13 protein-coding genes are annotated in these 17,693 nt (G+C 36.2%); 6 read left to right on the top strand and 7 right to left on the bottom strand.

Going from position 1 to position 17,693, the window contains the following annotated elements; all coding sequences use genetic code 11:
• Positions 1-148 precede the first annotated feature (148 nt).
• Positions 149-1,945, top strand: coding sequence for a 3-coathanger stack domain-containing protein (locus ABR854_RS01605; protein WP_350263592.1), 1,797 nt, complete (start codon positions 149-151; stop codon positions 1,943-1,945).
• 68 nt (positions 1,946-2,013) lie between these two features.
• On the opposite strand, the gene ABR854_RS01610 is transcribed toward ABR854_RS01605, so the two are convergent.
• The gene (locus ABR854_RS01610; RefSeq protein WP_350263593.1) at positions 2,014-3,978 is read right to left on the bottom strand and encodes an alpha-1,4-glucan--maltose-1-phosphate maltosyltransferase; all 1,965 of its coding nucleotides are present in this window, start codon (positions 3,976-3,978) and stop codon (positions 2,014-2,016) included.
• 174 nt (positions 3,979-4,152) lie between these two features.
• Here ABR854_RS01610 and ABR854_RS01615 point away from each other — a divergent pair, with 174 nt between their 5' ends.
• The 3 genes from ABR854_RS01615 to ABR854_RS01625 all read left to right on the top strand — a co-directional run bounded on the left by ABR854_RS01615 (position 4,153) and on the right by ABR854_RS01625 (position 7,080).
• Positions 4,153-4,701: an SPOR domain-containing protein gene (locus ABR854_RS01615; RefSeq protein ID WP_350263594.1), complete on the top strand. Its 549-nt coding sequence runs from the start codon at positions 4,153-4,155 to the stop codon at positions 4,699-4,701.
• Positions 4,702-4,869: 168 nt separating this feature from the next.
• Positions 4,870-5,613 (top strand): SPOR domain-containing protein, encoded by a 744-nt coding sequence (locus tag ABR854_RS01620; RefSeq protein WP_350263595.1) that lies wholly within the window; start codon positions 4,870-4,872, stop codon positions 5,611-5,613.
• A gap of 204 nt (positions 5,614-5,817) precedes the next feature.
• A complete protein-coding gene (locus ABR854_RS01625) occupies positions 5,818-7,080 on the top strand; it encodes a T9SS type A sorting domain-containing protein (protein ID WP_350263596.1) in 1,263 nt (420 codons plus the stop codon).
• Positions 7,081-7,083: 3 nt separating this feature from the next.
• Here the strand turns inward: ABR854_RS01625 and ABR854_RS01630 are convergent, their stop codons facing one another.
• The 3 genes from ABR854_RS01630 to ABR854_RS01640 are packed head-to-tail and all read right to left on the bottom strand — an operon-like array spanning position 7,084 to position 11,996.
• A complete protein-coding gene (locus ABR854_RS01630) occupies positions 7,084-8,184 on the bottom strand; it encodes an acyltransferase family protein (RefSeq protein WP_350263597.1) in 1,101 nt (366 codons plus the stop codon).
• Positions 8,185-8,198: 14 nt separating this feature from the next.
• On the bottom strand, positions 8,199-9,884 hold the full coding sequence (locus ABR854_RS01635) for a hypothetical protein (RefSeq protein ID WP_350263598.1): 1,686 nt from the start codon (positions 9,882-9,884) through the stop codon (positions 8,199-8,201).
• 27 nt (positions 9,885-9,911) lie between these two features.
• Positions 9,912-11,996, bottom strand: coding sequence for an OmpA family protein (locus ABR854_RS01640; RefSeq protein WP_350263599.1), 2,085 nt, complete (start codon positions 11,994-11,996; stop codon positions 9,912-9,914).
• 372 nt (positions 11,997-12,368) lie between these two features.
• Here ABR854_RS01640 and ABR854_RS01645 point away from each other — a divergent pair, with 372 nt between their 5' ends.
• A complete protein-coding gene (locus ABR854_RS01645; protein ID WP_350263600.1) occupies positions 12,369-12,689 on the top strand; it encodes a c-type cytochrome in 321 nt (106 codons plus the stop codon).
• A gap of 72 nt (positions 12,690-12,761) precedes the next feature.
• Here ABR854_RS01645 and ABR854_RS01650 read toward each other — a convergent pair whose 3' ends face one another.
• The 3 genes from ABR854_RS01650 to ABR854_RS01660 all read right to left on the bottom strand — a co-directional run bounded on the left by ABR854_RS01650 (position 12,762) and on the right by ABR854_RS01660 (position 15,580).
• Positions 12,762-13,091 (bottom strand): septum formation initiator family protein, encoded by a 330-nt coding sequence (locus ABR854_RS01650; protein ID WP_350263601.1) that lies wholly within the window; start codon positions 13,089-13,091, stop codon positions 12,762-12,764.
• Between the two features lie 126 nt (positions 13,092-13,217).
• The gene (gene eno / locus ABR854_RS01655; protein WP_350263602.1) at positions 13,218-14,495 is read right to left on the bottom strand and encodes a phosphopyruvate hydratase; all 1,278 of its coding nucleotides are present in this window, start codon (positions 14,493-14,495) and stop codon (positions 13,218-13,220) included.
• A 200-nt stretch (positions 14,496-14,695) separates the two neighbouring features.
• The gene (locus ABR854_RS01660; RefSeq protein ID WP_350263715.1) at positions 14,696-15,580 is read right to left on the bottom strand and encodes a YicC/YloC family endoribonuclease; all 885 of its coding nucleotides are present in this window, start codon (positions 15,578-15,580) and stop codon (positions 14,696-14,698) included.
• A 329-nt stretch (positions 15,581-15,909) separates the two neighbouring features.
• Here ABR854_RS01660 and argS point away from each other — a divergent pair, with 329 nt between their 5' ends.
• Positions 15,910-17,685 carry an arginine--tRNA ligase gene (gene argS / locus ABR854_RS01665; RefSeq protein WP_350263603.1) on the top strand — a complete coding sequence of 592 codons (1,776 nt, stop codon included), beginning with the start codon at positions 15,910-15,912 and terminating at the stop codon, positions 17,683-17,685.
• Positions 17,686-17,693 lie beyond the last annotated feature (8 nt).

Genomic DNA, 17,693 nt, shown 5'->3' on the forward strand with positions numbered 1-17,693 from the left:
TATTAGGCCTTTTTTTACTTATAAATAGATTTGGGTGTTTTCCTCTTTCAATTATATGATTAATATTTTAATTCTACATACAACTTTTTAGCTTTATATTAGTCATACCTAATAAATGCTATCAATAAATTTCACTATTCCCGAAAGAATGAAAAAAATACAACTCCTCACAATTCTATTGATTTTGTTTCACAAAACAACAATTAATGCTCAAAATGCTCTCAGTATCAAAGGTTTTAATCAAAATGCTGCTCCAGTAAACAATTGGGATAAAACAATTGGTGGAAATTTGGATGATTATGGTTCTTGTATTGAAATGACAAATGATGGAGGATACATCATCGCTGGAGCATCTTCATCGGGTGTGAGCGGAGATAAAATATCTGCTAATAAAGGTAGTTCTGATTTTTGGGTAATGAAATTAAATCAAAGTAGAAATATTGTTTGGGAGAAATCTATTGGCGGTTCCTTAGGAGAAGGAATAGAAACAATTGTTAAATGCACCGATGGAGGATTTCTTCTTGGGGGAAATTCTAATTCACCTCAGGATGGCGACAAATCACAACCAGCTCATTTTTATCCAAATGGATTTCCTTCAAACGATTATTGGGTTGTAAAGATTGATGCCAATGGAAACAAACTTTGGGATAAAAGATTTGGTTGGAACGGCTCAGATTTCTTGCATTATATGCTTCAAACAGCCGATGGGGGTTTCTTATTGGGTGGGAGCTCAGACTCAAATGATGGTGGTGAAAAAACAGAAAACTTGCGAACAGGAACAGACGGCTGGTTAGTAAAAATTGATGCCAATGGTAATAAACTTTGGGATAAAACAATTGGTGGAAGTAGATATGAAAGTATTGAAAGTATGATAGAATTGAATAATGGAGATATTGTGATATGTTTAAATTCATTTTTGGAGGGTTCTGGTGGTGATATTACAGCACCACCACGAGGAGGGAGTGATATTTGGGTAGTTAAATTAAATAGTAGTGGAGGGATTTTGTGGGATAAAAGGTATGGAAGTTCAGGAGATGAGGCTTTTCCGTCAATGATAGAAACCAATGATGGAAATATTTTTATTTGTGCTTTAGCGTATAATACCTTTCAAAACGGAGATATGACAGCTTCCTCGATTGGTTATAGCGATTTTTGGTTATTCAAAATAGATATAAACGGTAACAAAATATGGGATAAACGTTATGGCGGATATGGAAGTGAGGGAAACCCAACCATTTTTAAAACAATAGATAATAGATATATTTTAGCTGGAAGTACTATCTCTGGGGCTGGTGGCGATATTTCTGAACATTATAGAGGGGATATGGATTTGTGGGCTTTAGAAATAGATGATTATGGTAATAAATATTGGGATAAAAGAATTGGTTGTAATAACTTGTATTTTTGGGGACAGCAATTTTTAAAATCAACTGATGATCTTGGTTTTGTATTTGTTGGTCGGTCAACAGCAAATATTAGCGGAGATAAAACAGAAAATTCAAAAGGAGAGCATGATATTTGGTTAGTAAAAACTGGAGTAGGGGCAATAACCAGTCCTGCTTGTGTGCCTCCATTTTTAAATTTTACTTTGCTTGCAACTGGATGTAATGGTACAGTAACTTGGTCAAATAATACAGATGGAACTCTATTACAGGTCAATAATTTAACAGAATCAAGCATCTATACGGCAACTTGTACTGAAAATGCTGTAGTATCATCTACCCAGTTTATTTTAAATGTAGCATGGTATCAACATAATTTATCAAACGATATTAGTGCTGATACAAAAAAATATCATGCAATAACTACGATTAGTGCCAATAATCAGATTCTTTCTGGAGCAAATGTAAAGTATAATGCAGGAGGAAGTATTATTTTGACAAATGGTTTTAAGGCAGATAAAGGCACTGTTTTTAATGCCTATATTGGCGGGTGCAATGATTAATCTTAAAAAAAACTGTGGTACACTTCAAAAGTGTGCCACAGTTAATTCTATATATTTTGGATAAAGCCTTAAATATCTTCAATTCTAAACAAATGGAAAGGTAGAATATTTGGGTCAAGTTCTACGTAGTTGGTATCGCCTTTCCAAATATAAGTTGCTCCCGAAATTAGGTCATGCACACGATAGCTTTCCCATTCATTTTTACCGATTTTCCAAAGTGGAATCTTTACAAAACCACCTTGACGGTTATAGCCATCAAGACTCGTCACGCAGAGAATTCTGTTTCCGTTGGTTGCAGTTTTCAAGTAAGCCAAAATTTGCTCATTGGCAACTTCACAGAAATCAATATTATTAGTGCTATGAAAAGCTGAATTTTCTTTACGAATACGATTCACTTGTGAAATCACATAAGTCAATTTATTGCGGTGTTCCCAATTCCACCATTTGATTTCATATTTCTCCGAAAACGCATATTCCTCTTTGCCAGGGTATGGTGCATGATACATGTACTCGTAAGTCGGGCCAAAGATTCCGTAATTGCCAACGAGTGTTGCCGCCATAAAATATCGAATCAAAAATAACGGCTCGTGACCAGTTTGAAGCATATATGGGTCAATATCGTGCGTATTTGGCCAGAAATTTGGTCGGAAATAATGTCTCATTTCTCCCTTTGTTAGCTCAGTCATATACTCCATTATTTCAGCTTTTGAAGTTCGCCACACATAATAAGTATATGATTGCGTATAGCCCAATTTTGCCAATTGCTGCATTACTTTTGGTTTTGTGAAGGCTTCGGCCAAGAAAATCATATCGGGATAATCTTTCTTCACTTCGGCAATTACCCATTCCCAAAAACAGAATGATTTAGTGTGTGGATTATCCACACGAATGATTTTTACACCCCATTCTGCCCAAGTCGTAATCACAGATTTGAGTTCCTGCCAAAGGTTTTTCCAATCTTCTGTCTCGAAATTTACTGGATAAATATCTTGGTATTTTTTCGGTGGATTTTCGGCATATTTAATTGTGCCATCGGGTAAAATCTTAAACCAATCGGGGTGTTCTTTTACCCATGGATGGTCTGGCGAGCATTGAATAGCTAAATCCATCGCAATTTCCATATCAAATTTCTTACATTCTTCAATCAAATGCTTGAAATCTGCTAAATTTCCAAGTTCTGAATGAATAGCAGTATGACCACCTTCTTCCGAACCTATTCCGTAAGGTACGCCAGCATCGCCTTCTTCGGCATTAACAGTATTATTTTTTCCTTTGCGGTGCGTTTTTCCGATTGGGTGAATGGGTGGTAGATAGAGTACATCAAAACCCATTTCGGCTATGCGTGGTAAAAGGGCTTCTACATCTTTAAAATTACCATGTTTACCAACCTCACGAGCGGCCGAACGTGGAAACATAGAATACCAAGCTGAAAAGCCAGCTTTTTCTCGGTCAACGTAAAGTTTCAGTTCTTGATAACGAAATGCCGACTGGCGTTCTGGATATTTTGTCAGCCATTCGTGCATTTGGTCACTCATCGCAATCTGAATCGCTTCGTTGTAGCGGTTTTCATTGCCCATTGCTTTGGCTGCTTCTTGAATCGCTTTTTTATCATCGCCTTTGGCCAATTTTGCCATGCCGTTCAAGAATAACTCCCCTTGCATCATTTCCACGACAAGATGTTGGCCATCACGTACTTTTAGGTCAACTTCGTGTTGCCAACTCGCAATATGATCAACCCATGCTTCGACAGTATAGGTATAAAAACCTTGTTTGGCGGCTGTGAATCGACCAACCCAACGGTCATTACCCATACTTGCCATCACAACTTCACTCCAGTTTTTATCGGTTTCGTGTTTGTAAAGTAATCGAGCGGCCAAATTATCGTGACCGTCAATCAGAATATCGGCTTCTACCGTAATAATTTCATTAATAATTGCCTTGGTGGCAAATCGACCGCCATCAATTTCTGGTGTTACACGTTCTACGATTGCTCGGCTTTGACCAACAGCAGGGAAAGGAAAGTGATTTTTCATAAATTTGGAAGTAGATGGACTAAACATTTATGAGGCTTTGAGCCTCAATCGTCAGTCAGTGTTATTCATCTTTTAGGTTAAAGAAATATTCCTCAAATTTCTTTTTTTTTCTTCTAAGAAACAAGTTTAGCACGGAGTTTGCTATTATTTAGTCAAATTCAAACAAAAAATACTATGAAAACAGTTTTGTTATCTGCGATTATTACGGTTAGTAGCTTAAGTTTTGCTTTAGCACATAATTATAATGGAAGTGGTACGGTAATCACCCCAAAGGATAATTCTGATAAAATTATAATTATTTCAAAGACATCAAACGAGCAATCTAATAACATCGTGGCTGGTAAAGCCCGTGTGATGGTTCAAGAAATTGAAAACGATGAACTGGGGCAAGAAATGGCTTCAAATACGAAAGAAGTAGAAGTTTCAAGCACGAAATTCAACGATGATAACTTCAAATATGTGAAAGAAAAACGTGATTTGATTGGTTATGCTTTGCAATTAGCCTCATTCTCAGACCTTACTTTAGCTAAAGAATATGCTCTCAAAATTGCTCAAAAAGGCGATGCCGAAAAACGCCAGTTGTTTATCTACACTGTCAATAATCCTGAAAAAACTTATTATAAAGTGTATTTTGGTTTATTGAAAACTGATGATTCTGCTCGTGAAAAGCAAAGAGCTTTTCTTTCGCTTGGCTATTCTCCGTTTGTAAAAGAATTTAGATAAGATTTATTTGATAGCTAAGAACTATCTACTTAAACTCACGATAAAAAAATCGTGAGTTTTTTTTGTGCTCTAAAATGAATTGGCACGCTATTTGAGTCCGCTTAATAAGAAAAGAAAACAAGAAAAAGATTCATTCAAAACACTCATTACCATAAAAATACAATGACTATGAAAGCACGCTTTATTTATTTACTCGGAGCTGTACTTACAAATTTTGCCATAAAAAGTCAAGCTCAAGAAGTTACTGCAAGTTTAGCTGATGACCTCAAAATCAGTAAATCATCGATGGGGAAAGAGGAAAATGCCTCTATGTCTTTCAATAAGAAAGTAAAGTTGACAAATATAGAAAATGGAAAATCGGTTGTGGTAAGAATCAACGACCGAGTAAAATCGGGAGAAAATAATACAACAGCAAACATCTCGAAAACCACCATGGACGAGATAGGAGCAAAATCTGGTAAGGCTAAAGTGAAAGTACAAGAAATTCAAGGTGACGATGAAGTGGAGCGTTTTTGGGCTTCGGCTGATGCTTCTACAAGTGCTTCTACAATTACGGCTTCTGTATTAAAGAAAACTGTAAAAGAAAAAGAAGTGGAAGTAGAAACTACTAAGTTAGATGGTTTTGATATCAATCATGTATATGATTTAAATGGAAAAATGAAAGACCTTTCGGGCTTTGGTTTGCAAATCGCTGCATTTGGGCAGTTGAAGGCCGCCAAAGACTTTGCTTTAAAACTCGCTAAGAATGGCGATACCGAAGTAGAAAAAATATTTATTCAAGTAAGCAAAGCTGCCGACAAACCAATGGTTTACCGAGTTGTTTATGGTTTATTTGAAGATAAAGCAAATGCTGAAGATACTCAAAAGAAAATGGAGAATCTGGGCTTTAACTCATTTGTGAAAGGGTTCTAATCTAAATTTGTCAGGAAAGACGAGTTTCACAATACTTTCTGTTATTGATGAAAATTGATAATTGAAAGTCTTTAGAAAAACCACCAATCGTAAGAAAAGTGGTTGACTCCCCTCGAAAGTGGGGAGTTTTTTTGCTTTTGTGCAATCTTTTGCCGAGAAATTTCGTCTATATGAATAGATTTGTCGGCCAATAAATATTCTTCAATGCGTTTTATACTAACAATTATCGTAGCCTTGATTTTTCAGCAAATGAGTTTTTCACAAGACTCTATGCCAGCTGTGCCTGTTGTTTGTTATTTATCAGAACAAAATAGTTTTACCGAAATTCCAGCCCAAGAGTTTATCTCTGCGAGTAGTCGTTTGGCAGCAACTTCAAATATTGAGGTTACTTACATTGATTTTCCAGAGCAAGCGAAAGTGCCTTTTGAGCAGGCTATTGTAATTTGGGAAAGGTACTTAATTTCTACTCAAACGATTCGTATTAAAGCTACATGGTCGAAAACGATGTCGAATTCAGTTTTAGCCGAAACAGGTGCAACTCGTATTTATAGAAGCAGTACAAGCACTCCTAATCTGCCTTATGCCAATGTTTGGTATCCAACACCTCTGGCAGAGGCACTATCTGGCAAAGAACTCAATTCAGGAGATTTTGATATGACTGTTACACTCAATGGTAATATCAATTGGTATTTGGGTACTGATGCTAAAGCCCAATCGGGAAGGTACGATATGATAACGGTTATGCTACATGAAATTGCTCATGGTTTAGGCTTTTCCTCATCAATGAGCATCATTAATAGTGATACTCAAGGACAATACGGACAGTCGGGGAGTGCTTATATTTTTGATATTTTTATGCTGGACTCCCAAAAAGTAAAACTTACCAATACAGGAGTTTATGGAAATCCTTCAACAGGTTTGAAAACTTCACTTACCAGCAATGCTTTGTATTTTGGACTGAAAAACCCAGCTTTTGCCAATACTTTACCTCGTCTTTACGCCCCTTCACCATTTAAAAGTGGTTCAAGTTTTTCACATTTCGATGAAAGCACTTATACCGTAGGCACACCAAATTCGTTGATGTCGCCGAGTGTGAGAGCCGCCGAAGTAAATCATAACCCTGGCGAATTATTGCTCAATTGTCTTAATGAAATGGGTTGGCAAATTAATGGACTGAATGGTTATGTGGTGACTAATATTGAGAACATCCCAGAACAAACTTTTGATGTATTGGTGTTTCCAAATCCTGTCGAAGACATAGTAAATATAGCTTTTCCTTTGCAAACACAACTAAGAACCATCAAAATTGATTTATTAGATAATCAAGGGAAAAACTTGCAAAGTATTGAAAAGCAAGGTGTTACGGTCGAAACGGTTTCGATTGATATAAGAACTCTACACGCAGGAATGTATTTTCTTAGGATTTTAGACGGTCAGAAACTCTCGGTTAAGAAAATAGTGAAATAAGGTTTAATAGCTAAATTTATCTTTCCATTTATTAATTGGTTTTTCAATCAAAAACCAAGAAATCGTCGAGACTAAAACCGTCACAGCATAAAGAAATATGATTTTAAAAATCATATTTTCATCAATTACAGGTAATTTATTCAATATCTTCACGACTGGGTTTGATGGTGAATTATGGTAGTGATTATAGATGAATTTGTGATAGATATAAATTCCATAACTTATTCGCCCGAGATAAACAGTTATTTTGTTTTCTAATAAGTTTTTCGTTATTCCGCCAAAGCCATAAACGGCATTCCCGACCATAAAAAGCGAGAAAAACGACTCAAAAAGGCGTAGGAAAACTACTGTGATAATGTTGTGCCCATCAGGAAATTGTTTTCCCCAAAGTACAATTCCGATGTATAAAAGCAGACTAACAAGTAGCCAAATTTTATTCGTTACAAACCCTTTAACGGCCTCATTTTTATGAAAATAGAAATAAGCGAATAGCCCACCGATTCCAAATGCATCTAAGCATGTAGGCATTAGCACGTAAGGTGTCATCCAAGCTGTACCGTTGAGGTAGAAAAATAGACGAAGTCCGACCGATAAAACAATAAACCCAAAAAGAATTTTAGGCAAAGAACGAGCTGATAAAAAGAAAACTATAAACGGGAAAAACAAATAAAATTGCTCTTCAACGGCCAACGACCAAAGGTGGTCGCTCGAACCCATCCAAGTTTGTTTGATGGCAATATAAATATTGGTTGTGTAAGTGAGATACCACCAGATTTTTTCACGAACTGGCTCAACATTCCAAATAAACAAGGCCAAAATTGTAAGATAATAAATTGGAAAAATTCTGACTGTTCGACGAATATAGAACTGTTTCAACGAAAACTTATGAGAACGCCCCATACTTTCATCTTTCGAGCGAGCCTGCAACAGAATTCGAGTAATCAGAAAACCACTCAGCACAAAAAACATACAAACACCCAAATAGCTTATCGGAAACTGCAAAGCATCGCCCGACCAATGGTCAATTAAAACCATCGTTACGGCCAAAAAGCGAAGCCCGTCGAGTTGTCTTAAATAGGAAGTATTTGTAGAGTTTTGTGTCATTGTCTGTTATTTTCTTACCAATTTTGTTTTGGTCTTATTTTTTCAATTCGCTGAATATCAATCGTTTGTGTACTCCAAATAACAGATTTTAATTCGTTTTCAACTTTTACTGTACCTATTTGGTATTTACCTGACTGAATATATAATTTACTGATTTCAGCTGTAAAGTTATCAATTTTGATGAGATTATTTATTATAAAATTACGGTCGAGGTAGGCTCTCATTCCCAAAGGTTTGATATGAGAAGGATATAAATAGATATTTTTATCAGATTTCAGAATAAAATATATACCTGATTCAGGACTTGTTAGGTCTATTTTTTCGCCAGTTTTTTGTAGTGTTAGTACGAAGTTCTCTGCTTTTGTTGTTACACTCAAATGTTGTAAAGTGCTATCTTTTATTTGCCTCATTTCATCAATCATCGAATCATAAAATGCTTTTTCGGGTTGTTGCAAAACTTGCATTATTCCTTGCTTTGGGAAAGAGTTTTCGCTGTATTGTTGCTTAAATTGGTCGGTGATTCGCTCTTGATTCAAATATCTAATATTTTGATAATCAGCAATATAAGTGTAAAAGTTAAAGGCAAAGCCCGCAAAGGTAGCCAGTTGTACGAAGTTGTTTTTATACCTTTCAGCAAGCGAATTGAGTGCAACTATATAGAAAATGATAAGGCTCAAGACTGAGTAAATCTTGTATTTGCTCGTCAGCAAAATTTCAATTCCGTAGGAGATTCGAGCCACCACAATTCCTACACTCGTAATGCCAATAAATGCCAAACAAGCCAATAAAAACAAGTCGTTTGTGCGAATGCTTAAGTTATATTTTTTGAATATAACTTGATAGGCAAACAGACACACAAATATCAATAAAAATAACCCGAGTGCCATCGCTAAATCTAAATGTTTGGCTGGTGCTATCGCTGATGAATCAAGTACACTACCGAATGTAGCAAAAAGCCCTTTTATGATAGTTTTGTAACCAGAAAAGTTAGTTTTTACTACATTGTCAGGGTTTTTATGGAAATTAAAGAAAAAACCAAAAATAAATAGAGCGGAGCAACCTAACCATATGAAAATTTGCTTTTTTCGTTGCTGAACAAGCAAAACAAAGCAACCAATGAGCGGAATAATAATGCCATTACTACTCGTAAAAACACCAATTAAGCACGAAAAAAGTGCAAAATAGAAATAGTTTTTGTATGGGTTTTCGATAGAAAAAACGAGCCAATAAAATGTCAGAAAAGCGAAAAAAATCACGCCAAAATTCTGCACTGAAGCCATTCCCCAAAAGGTGTTCTCAAATAAACCTACATTGAATAGAATTAATGAAACCGGAACAAAGGCCAGTAGGGGTAAATTGTACTTTTTTGATACTTGAAAGAAAATAATAAGAAGACCAGCTAAAGTTAATAAACCAATAAACATCAGACTCTTTAAGTTGAGTGTGCCTTGTAAAAGGTAGATAACCCATGCCGAAAGTCGAGTTAATAGAATTCGATGTTCGTTGTGTTGCGAGAATAATAATTTTATTTTTTCCGAAAACGAATTCGTTTCCAGCATTTGAGCTAAAGTATTTCGGATAGCGAAGTCGTCCCAATGAGGGATATTTACGGCATATTTCTGAAAAACTAAGTAAAATACTGCAATGGGAAATAAAATTAAAAATGTAGCAAGTATATTTTTAGTAGAAAAATTTGGCACTTGAAAAAATGAATAAATGAAAAATTGTTAAAGTTTTAGAATCGTAAATTCAACTCTACGATTTTTTTTGCGGGTTTCTTCGGTAGCATTGCTCGCAATTGGTTTCGACTGTCCCCAACCTTTAGTCTGTATCCGTTTGGCTTCGATTTGACCTTTTTCTACCAAATATTTCTTTACTTCATTGGCTCGGTCTTGCGAAAGTTTTACGTTGAGCATCATATTGTCATCGCTTCCGTCGGTGTGGCCTTCAATAATTACCTCCATCGTTGGATACTCTTGCATCAGCTCAATAATTCGGTTGAGTTCAGGGAAAGAGGCAGGCAAAATATCAAACTTACTTTGATTAAAGAAAAGGTTATTCAAAACCATTGTTTGCCCTTCTTTTACTGGAATTAAGTTAATATTCTTCTTTATTTCTCTAAAACGGCGGTCTTTTGTTAGGTCGAGGTTTTCGCTGATACTAATAAAACCTTTTTTTGAAGCATTCAAACTATAAGCTTTTTTGAGCGGCACAACCATTTTATATTCGCCAGTTTCGGGGTCAAATTCTGCCATAATTTTATCTGTTCCTGTGCTATCATTCAATAATTCCATGACCACTTCGGCCGAAATTGTTTTTTTATCAAGAGCATTCAGCACCGTTCCCGAAATAATCGCAACAGGGTCAGGTTTGATTGAAGGAAAAAGTTTGATACGGAAAATGTCTTCTGCCCCAATAGAACGCTCTTCTGAACTGAGATAAGCAAACTCACCCGATGCAGGTATCGTAAAATAGCCATCCCATTTTGAAGTATTTATCAAATCTCCAATGTTTTCGGGTTCGCTCCATTTTGTCCAAGTGCTGTCGAGACGGCGGCTCAGAAAAATATCATTGTCGCCATAGCCAGGGAAACCAGCCGTTGAGAAATAGATCGTTTTGGAATCGGCTGCTACAAAAGGAGTACTTTCACTTTCGGCTGTGTTGATTGTCGAGCCCATATTTACAGGTTTCGACCAAACTTTGTCTTCCCTCAAAAACGAAACATATAAATCTTTTCTGCCTTTGGTATCTTTTCTTTGGCAAGCTATCACCAAAACTTTTCCGTTGGGTGCAAGAGTAAATTCTGTGTAGTCGCTCAGATTTGAGTAGTCAATAATTTTTTCTTCTTTCGGAAACTCCCAACCAATTCGAGTTCGTTTGGATTTTGATAAACCTGGGCGAAATGTGCCATCTGGCATATAAATATTCACTAAATAAATTGTTTTCCCATCGGCCGAAATCGTTGAAACTGCGTTATGTTCGGGCGTATTGATGGGTTCTTTGATGTTTTCGGCTTCTCCCCAAGTGCCGTCGGGCAATATTCTTGACATCCAAACATCTTGTAATTTTTGCTTTCCGATATTTTGATCGTGACTTTCTCTCGTGAAGAACAGTGTTTTTCCATCGGGTGTGATGATTGGGGCAACTTCCCGAACTTTTGAATTAATACTTTTTCCCAGATTTTCTTTAATAATTTCCTTCGGAATATCTTTCGCCAGATTTATTCTTGCTTCAAAAGGCAAATCAATTTCCGAAATTCCGATAGCATCAATCTGATTATAACCTGGGATTTTAGCAGGAGCGACAATCAGTTTGATGGCATGAACTTTATATTCAGTTTGAGGAATAATGATATTCCACATTCTGCCTTTTTCGGTTGGGCCATCTTCTTTATTTTCGTGAATAATGTATTCTCTATCAGTAGAATCATAGGCCAAAACTTTTACAACAGCCCCAGCCCCCCAGTTTTCACCGATAGAAACTTGCTTGATTCTAACAGGGTTTTCAAAGCCAACTTTGATGTATTCTTCGGCATAAGTATCAGCACCAGCCGATGACCATGCACATACACTTTCGCCTTTTTGTGGTAATTTATTAGGAGTGCCTAAAACCTGAATTGCCCGATACTGTGGCCCTGGATTATTGGCATCGACCCTTTCTGACGAAAAGCCCAATACTTTACTTGCCCACTGAATTTTGGGTTGGGCAGATATCGTTTCAGTCGAAAAAAGGACTAACAAGAGTGTACCAAATTGTAATAATGAGGTAATAGGGTAAGATTTACGAGACGAAACATCTTGAGTGAAAAACATTTTCTTTGGAGTAATCACTGTTTTTTGCTCTAATTGGGTTAGTTCTTTTTGTAGGTAACGAAAGTATGCAATTTTAGCAGACTATCAAAATTATCAACGACTACAAAGGTAATTTTATGCTTAGTTTTTTGCAAATTTTATAAAATATGTTTGTAAATCATTCATCATCAAACCATTATCAATATTATTTGTGAATTTTTGTAGCGTGTTTTTATTGTAAATTTTCATTTAACGTTTCGTTAACAAAATATTCTTCTAAAATTTCAACAAATACTTTCATTCTTACGTTTTGTTTACGAATTTAGCAGATGAATTCGGATAACGATCGCCTTGGCGGTCCGATTTAATTAATATCTAAAAGCTCATAGTAAAATGAAAAAATCACTCCTGACCGTTGCGGTTGTACTTGGCATTGCTTCAGTATCAAAAGCACAAACAAAAATTCCACCAGATATTGAGAAGTTACTTCAAAAAAATACATGTTTGGCTTGTCATAAAGTTGATACACGTTTGGTTGGTCCAGCTTATGTAGAAGTAATGAAAAAGAAAAAATATAAGCCAGAGCAAATCGTAGAGTTAATCTACAAACCAAATCCTAAAAACTGGGAAGGTTATCCGCCAATGGCTGCATTGACAAATGTTCCGAAAGAAGAAGCATTGAAAATTGCAAAATGGATTACTACTTTGAAGTAAGCTTCAAATAAATACTAAAAATCCTCTGCTGAACTTTCAACAGAGGATTTTTTATTGTCAAAAATTTATTTTTTAATCATTCTCAACTTTTTCTACCGATTTATTATCTTCATCGACTATCACAAAAACTGTTTCACCTGTTTTTTTCATCAAATATTTTTCTCGAGCAAATTTTTCCATTGATTTATGATTGCCCATAACCTCACGCTCTTCTTCTTTTACTTTTTTGAGTTCTTCTACATAGTATTCTTGCTGATTTTCTAAGTCAGAAAGTTTTTGCCAAAGTTTAAATTGGGCGATAAGATTACTGCCATCAAAAAAGATAGTCCATATTAAAAGACCGAGGAGCGTAAGTACATAAAAACGGTATTTATGTACGAATGTTGGTACGTAGATTTTCATTGTTGGAAATTTTTAAAGCACGATTGTGAATCAAAAGTAGGTGTTTTTGTAAAAAAAACAAAAAAAGCGTTGAACAATATTTGTTCAACGCTTCTAAAATTTTACGCCCTTTTAGGGGATGGGGGTTTAGAACTTCAATCCCGGGAATGTAGCCGCCGAACCTAATTCTTCTTCGATACGAAGTAATTGGTTGTATTTAGCCATACGGTCAGAACGTGAAGCCGAACCAGTTTTGATTTGACCAGTATTCAATGCTACTGCCAAGTCAGCGATTGTTGCGTCTTCAGTTTCGCCCGAACGGTGCGACATGATGCTCTTATATTTGTTTTTGTGAGCTAAGTTTACAGCATTGATTGTTTCGGTTAATGAACCAATTTGGTTTACTTTTACCAAAATAGCATTAGCGATTCCTTTGTCAATACCTTCTTGTAAACGCTTCACGTTTGTTACGAATAAATCGTCACCAACTAATTGGCATTTGCTACCAATCAAGCGAGTTTGCTCTGCCCAACCAGCCCAATCGTCTTCAGCCATACCATCTTCGATTGAGATGATTGGATATTTCTCTACCCAAGTTGCCCAATAAGCAGCCATTTCATCAGAGCTTAATTGCTTACCATCTGATTTTTTGAATGTGTAAAGACCAGTTTTTGCATCGTAGAATTCAGAAGCAGCAGCATCCATAGCGATGAAAACATCTTCTCCAGCTTTGAAACCAGCTTTTTCGATTGATTGCAATACGATTTCGATAGCTTCTTCGTTCGATTTGATGTTTGGTGCAAAACCACCTTCATCACCAACGTTTGTCGAATATCCTTTCGATTTCAATACTTTTTTCAAGGTATGGAAAATGTCAGTTCCCATTTGTAGAGCATGCGAGAATGACTCAGCTTTAGCTGGCATTACCATAAACTCTTGAAAATCAATTGAATTATCGGCGTGTGAACCACCATTTAAGATGTTCATCATCGGTACTGGCAACGTGTTGGCGTTTACACCACCTAAGTAGCGGAACAACGACAAACCTGCTTCGTGAGCGGCTGCTTTAGCAACTGCCAACGAAACACCTAAGATAGCATTTGCACCTAAGTTTCCTTTATTTGGTGTGCCATCGAGGTCAATCATGATTTGGTCAATCAAGTTTTGTTCGAAAACATTTGCTCCCAAAAGTTCAGAAGCGATAGTTTCGTTTACATTCTTAACCGCTTTCAAAACACCTTTGCCTTGATACACTTTTGAATCATCATCACGTAACTCAACGGCTTCGTGAACACCTGTCGATGCACCTGATGGCACAGCGGCACGTCCTAAATAACCGTTATCAGTTAAAATATCAACTTCGATAGTAGGATTTCCTCTTGAATCGAGAATTTGTCTTGCGTGTACTCTAACAATTTGGCTCATAAGTTAAAACTTGTAAGTATTAGGTATTTTGGTTATAAAAAATATTGGAATTGTCCAAAAAAGCAATATTTTCTTTGGTAACAACTGTAAAATTAGCTAAATTTTCAGAACTGGACAAATTGTAGGTGTGATTTCTTCATTAAATAATCCTATTGAAAGTCCAAAATCAAACATCAAGCATTCAAAATCAATCAGTAAAATTATACAATATTCATTGTTTGTTCTTTAATTTTCTCCAATTCGTCTTTCATCTGCACCACCAAACGCTGAATTACCGAATCATTGGCTTTCGAGCCGATAGTGTTTACTTCACGGCCAATTTCTTGGGCAATGAAGTTAAGTTTTTTGCCATTTGAAGCAATTTTTAGCTCTTGTACAAAATATTCTAAATGGTTTTTTAAACGTACTTTTTCTTCTGAAATATCAAATTTTTCTACGTAATAAATCAGTTCTTGTTCAAAACGATTTTTATCGAAAGTATCGCTCGATGACCATTCTGCAACTGCTTTTTCGATACGTTCACGAACCACAGGAATACGTTTTGGATCCTGTTCTTCTACTTGTGAAAGCAGATTCGCAATGCTTTGAATATAATCTTCAAACTTTGCTGCTGTATTGCTTCCTTCTTGCGTGCGGAATTCTTTACACTTTGCAATTGCCTGACTGATAGCACTTTTCATTAAATCCCACTCTGCTTTGGCATCTGCTTCGGTTGCTGCATCGGTATTATAAGCATTGGGCATCATCGAAGCCATACGTAATAATTCGGTTGGACTTGGCTCAAAACCCAGCTCGTTGGCGGTTGCTTTTAGGTCTTTAAAATATGCCTTGATAAGTGGGCGATTTACGACCGTAGCCGCACCAGACTCATCACGGGGCGTTACGTTCATCGTAAATTCTACTTTTCCTCGCTCAAGTTCGGCGGTAAGAATATTTCTTATTTCGATTTCTCTTTCTGAATAAGTGCGTGGAATTCGGCAATAAATATCAAAAAACTTAGAGTTTAACGATTTAATTTCGACAGTTACAGCGATTTTGGCATTCTCGACAGTTGCCGAGCCAAAACCAGTCATTGATTGCAGCATGAATTTGAGTTCTGAGTTCTGAGTTTTGAATGCTGAGTTTTCCGCTTGGACGGTCATACCAAATAAAATAAATTACTTGGTATTTCTGAGATTCTTACTCGTACTATGGTTAGTAAGATTGAAAATTGAGCAAATATCGTAAAAATATAGGAGAGTTGTAGAAGTTTTATGATTGAATTAGAAGAATATTTTATTTCTAAAATTGTAGTCAATAGTAGGCTCAGTAGATATTGGAGTTTATCAATAAACTTTTCTCAAAAAAACTGTACTTTTGCACTTTAGTAGAACAAGCTTCCAACTTGTTTATTATAACCATAGTATCAGAATTCATGAACATCGAACAATCATTAAAAAAAGCCATACAAGAAGCACTTTTGGCATTATATCAATTAGAAGAAGACGTTGTTTTACAACCAACTAAGAAAGATTTTGAAGGAAATTATACGTATGTGGTGTTTCCGTTGGTGAAATCTCTCCGAAAAAATCCTGCTGAATTAGGTAATGCCATTGGTCAACATATTAAAGATAACAACGATTTTATCAGTAGTTTTAATGTTGTACAAGGTTTTTTGAATATTGTTTTAAATGATTCAGTTTGGATAGATACACTTAATTCGATTTTATCTACCGATAATTTTGGTGTTTTACCATCAAATGGCCAATCGGTGATGGTTGAATTTTCTTCTCCAAACACCAATAAACCGCTACATTTAGGGCATTTACGTAATAATTTCTTGGGAGCATCGGTTTCTAATATTTTAACTGCGGGCGGCTTTGATGTGGCAAAAACTTGCTTAGTCAACGACCGTGGCGTGCATATTTGTAAGTCGATGTTGGCGTACCAAAAATTTGGAAATGGAGCAACGCCCGAATCTTTGGGAATTAAAGGCGATCATTTGGCAGGCAAATATTATGTGGAGTTTGATAAAGCCTACAAAGCTGAAATCTCGCAATTAATGGCCGAAGGGAAAACCGAAGAAGAAGCCAAGAAAAACGCACCATTGATGCTCGAAACCCAAGAAATGCTACAAAAATGGGAACAGGGCGACGAAGAAACAATGGCTTTATGGCGAAAAATGAATGATTGGGTTTTTGAAGGTTTTGCTGAAACCTATAAAAAAATTGGTGTTTCGTTTGATAAAGTTTATTATGAATCAAACACGTATTTGCTCGGGAAAGATTTGGTTGAGGAAGGCCTGAAAAACGGTATTTTTTTCAAAAAAGAAAACGGAAGCGTTTGGATTGATTTGAAAGAAGAAGGACTCGACGAGAAATTGGTACTTCGTGCCGATGGAACTTCGGTTTATATCACGCAAGATTTAGGCACAACCGATTTGAAATTCAACGATTATCACAACGATAAGTCGATTTGGGTGGTTGGCAATGAGCAAGATTATCATTTTCAGGTGCTTTTTGCGATTATGAAAAAACTCGGTCGTGCGTATGCCGATGGTTGCTATCACCTAAGCTATGGCATGGTTGATTTGCCATCTGGGAAAATGAAATCTCGTGAAGGAACAGTCGTTGATGCGGATGAATTAGTAGCCGAAATGATAGAAACTGCAGCTGAAACTACCCGTGAACGTGGTAAAATTGATGATTTTACTAAAGAAGAAGCCGAAAATCTTTTCCAAATGTTGGCTTTGGGGGCTTTGAAATACTTCTTATTGAAAGTTGAACCGAAGAAGCGTATGCTTTTTAACCCTGCCGAATCAATTGATTTTCAAGGAAATACAGGGCCATTCATTCAATATACTCACGCTCGTATCTGTTCTATTTTACGCAAAGCGGAATCATTGAATGTACCTGTTAACTCAGAAGTAAAAACAGTTGATTTGTTGAAACCAGAATCAGAATTAATATATCTTTTGAACGAATATCCAACTGCGGTAAAAAAAGCAGGAGATGAATATTCACCAGCAGTAATTGCCAATTATGTTTATGAACTGGCCAAAACTTTCAACCATTTTTATGCTGAGGTTTCAATCATGAATGAAACCGATAGCGATAAACAACAATTTAGACTTTCGCTCATTAAAGTAGTTGCCGAAACAATTAGTAAAGCTACTGGGTTATTAGGAATACAAGTTCCATCACGTATGTAATCAAACTT

The organism is Emticicia sp. W12TSBA100-4 (genome assembly GCF_040253585.1).
GTDB lineage: Bacteria > Bacteroidota > Bacteroidia > Cytophagales > Spirosomataceae > Emticicia.

Coding starts and splice junctions, on each gene's coding strand:
- ABR854_RS01605 (WP_350263592.1), top strand. CDS start 149: ATGAAAAAAATACAACTCCTCACAATTCTATTGATTTTGTTTCACAAA.
- ABR854_RS01610 (WP_350263593.1), bottom strand. CDS start 3,978: ATGAAAAATCACTTTCCTTTCCCTGCTGTTGGTCAAAGCCGAGCAATC.
- ABR854_RS01615 (WP_350263594.1), top strand. CDS start 4,153: ATGAAAACAGTTTTGTTATCTGCGATTATTACGGTTAGTAGCTTAAGT.
- ABR854_RS01620 (WP_350263595.1), top strand. CDS start 4,870: ATGAAAGCACGCTTTATTTATTTACTCGGAGCTGTACTTACAAATTTT.
- ABR854_RS01625 (WP_350263596.1), top strand. CDS start 5,818: ATGCGTTTTATACTAACAATTATCGTAGCCTTGATTTTTCAGCAAATG.
- ABR854_RS01630 (WP_350263597.1), bottom strand. CDS start 8,184: ATGACACAAAACTCTACAAATACTTCCTATTTAAGACAACTCGACGGG.
- ABR854_RS01640 (WP_350263599.1), bottom strand. CDS start 11,996: ATGTTTTTCACTCAAGATGTTTCGTCTCGTAAATCTTACCCTATTACC.
- ABR854_RS01645 (WP_350263600.1), top strand. CDS start 12,369: ATGAAAAAATCACTCCTGACCGTTGCGGTTGTACTTGGCATTGCTTCA.
- ABR854_RS01650 (WP_350263601.1), bottom strand. CDS start 13,091: ATGAAAATCTACGTACCAACATTCGTACATAAATACCGTTTTTATGTA.
- eno (WP_350263602.1), bottom strand. CDS start 14,495: ATGAGCCAAATTGTTAGAGTACACGCAAGACAAATTCTCGATTCAAGA.
- ABR854_RS01660 (WP_350263715.1), bottom strand. CDS start 15,580: ATGCTGCAATCAATGACTGGTTTTGGCTCGGCAACTGTCGAGAATGCC.
- argS (WP_350263603.1), top strand. CDS start 15,910: ATGAACATCGAACAATCATTAAAAAAAGCCATACAAGAAGCACTTTTG.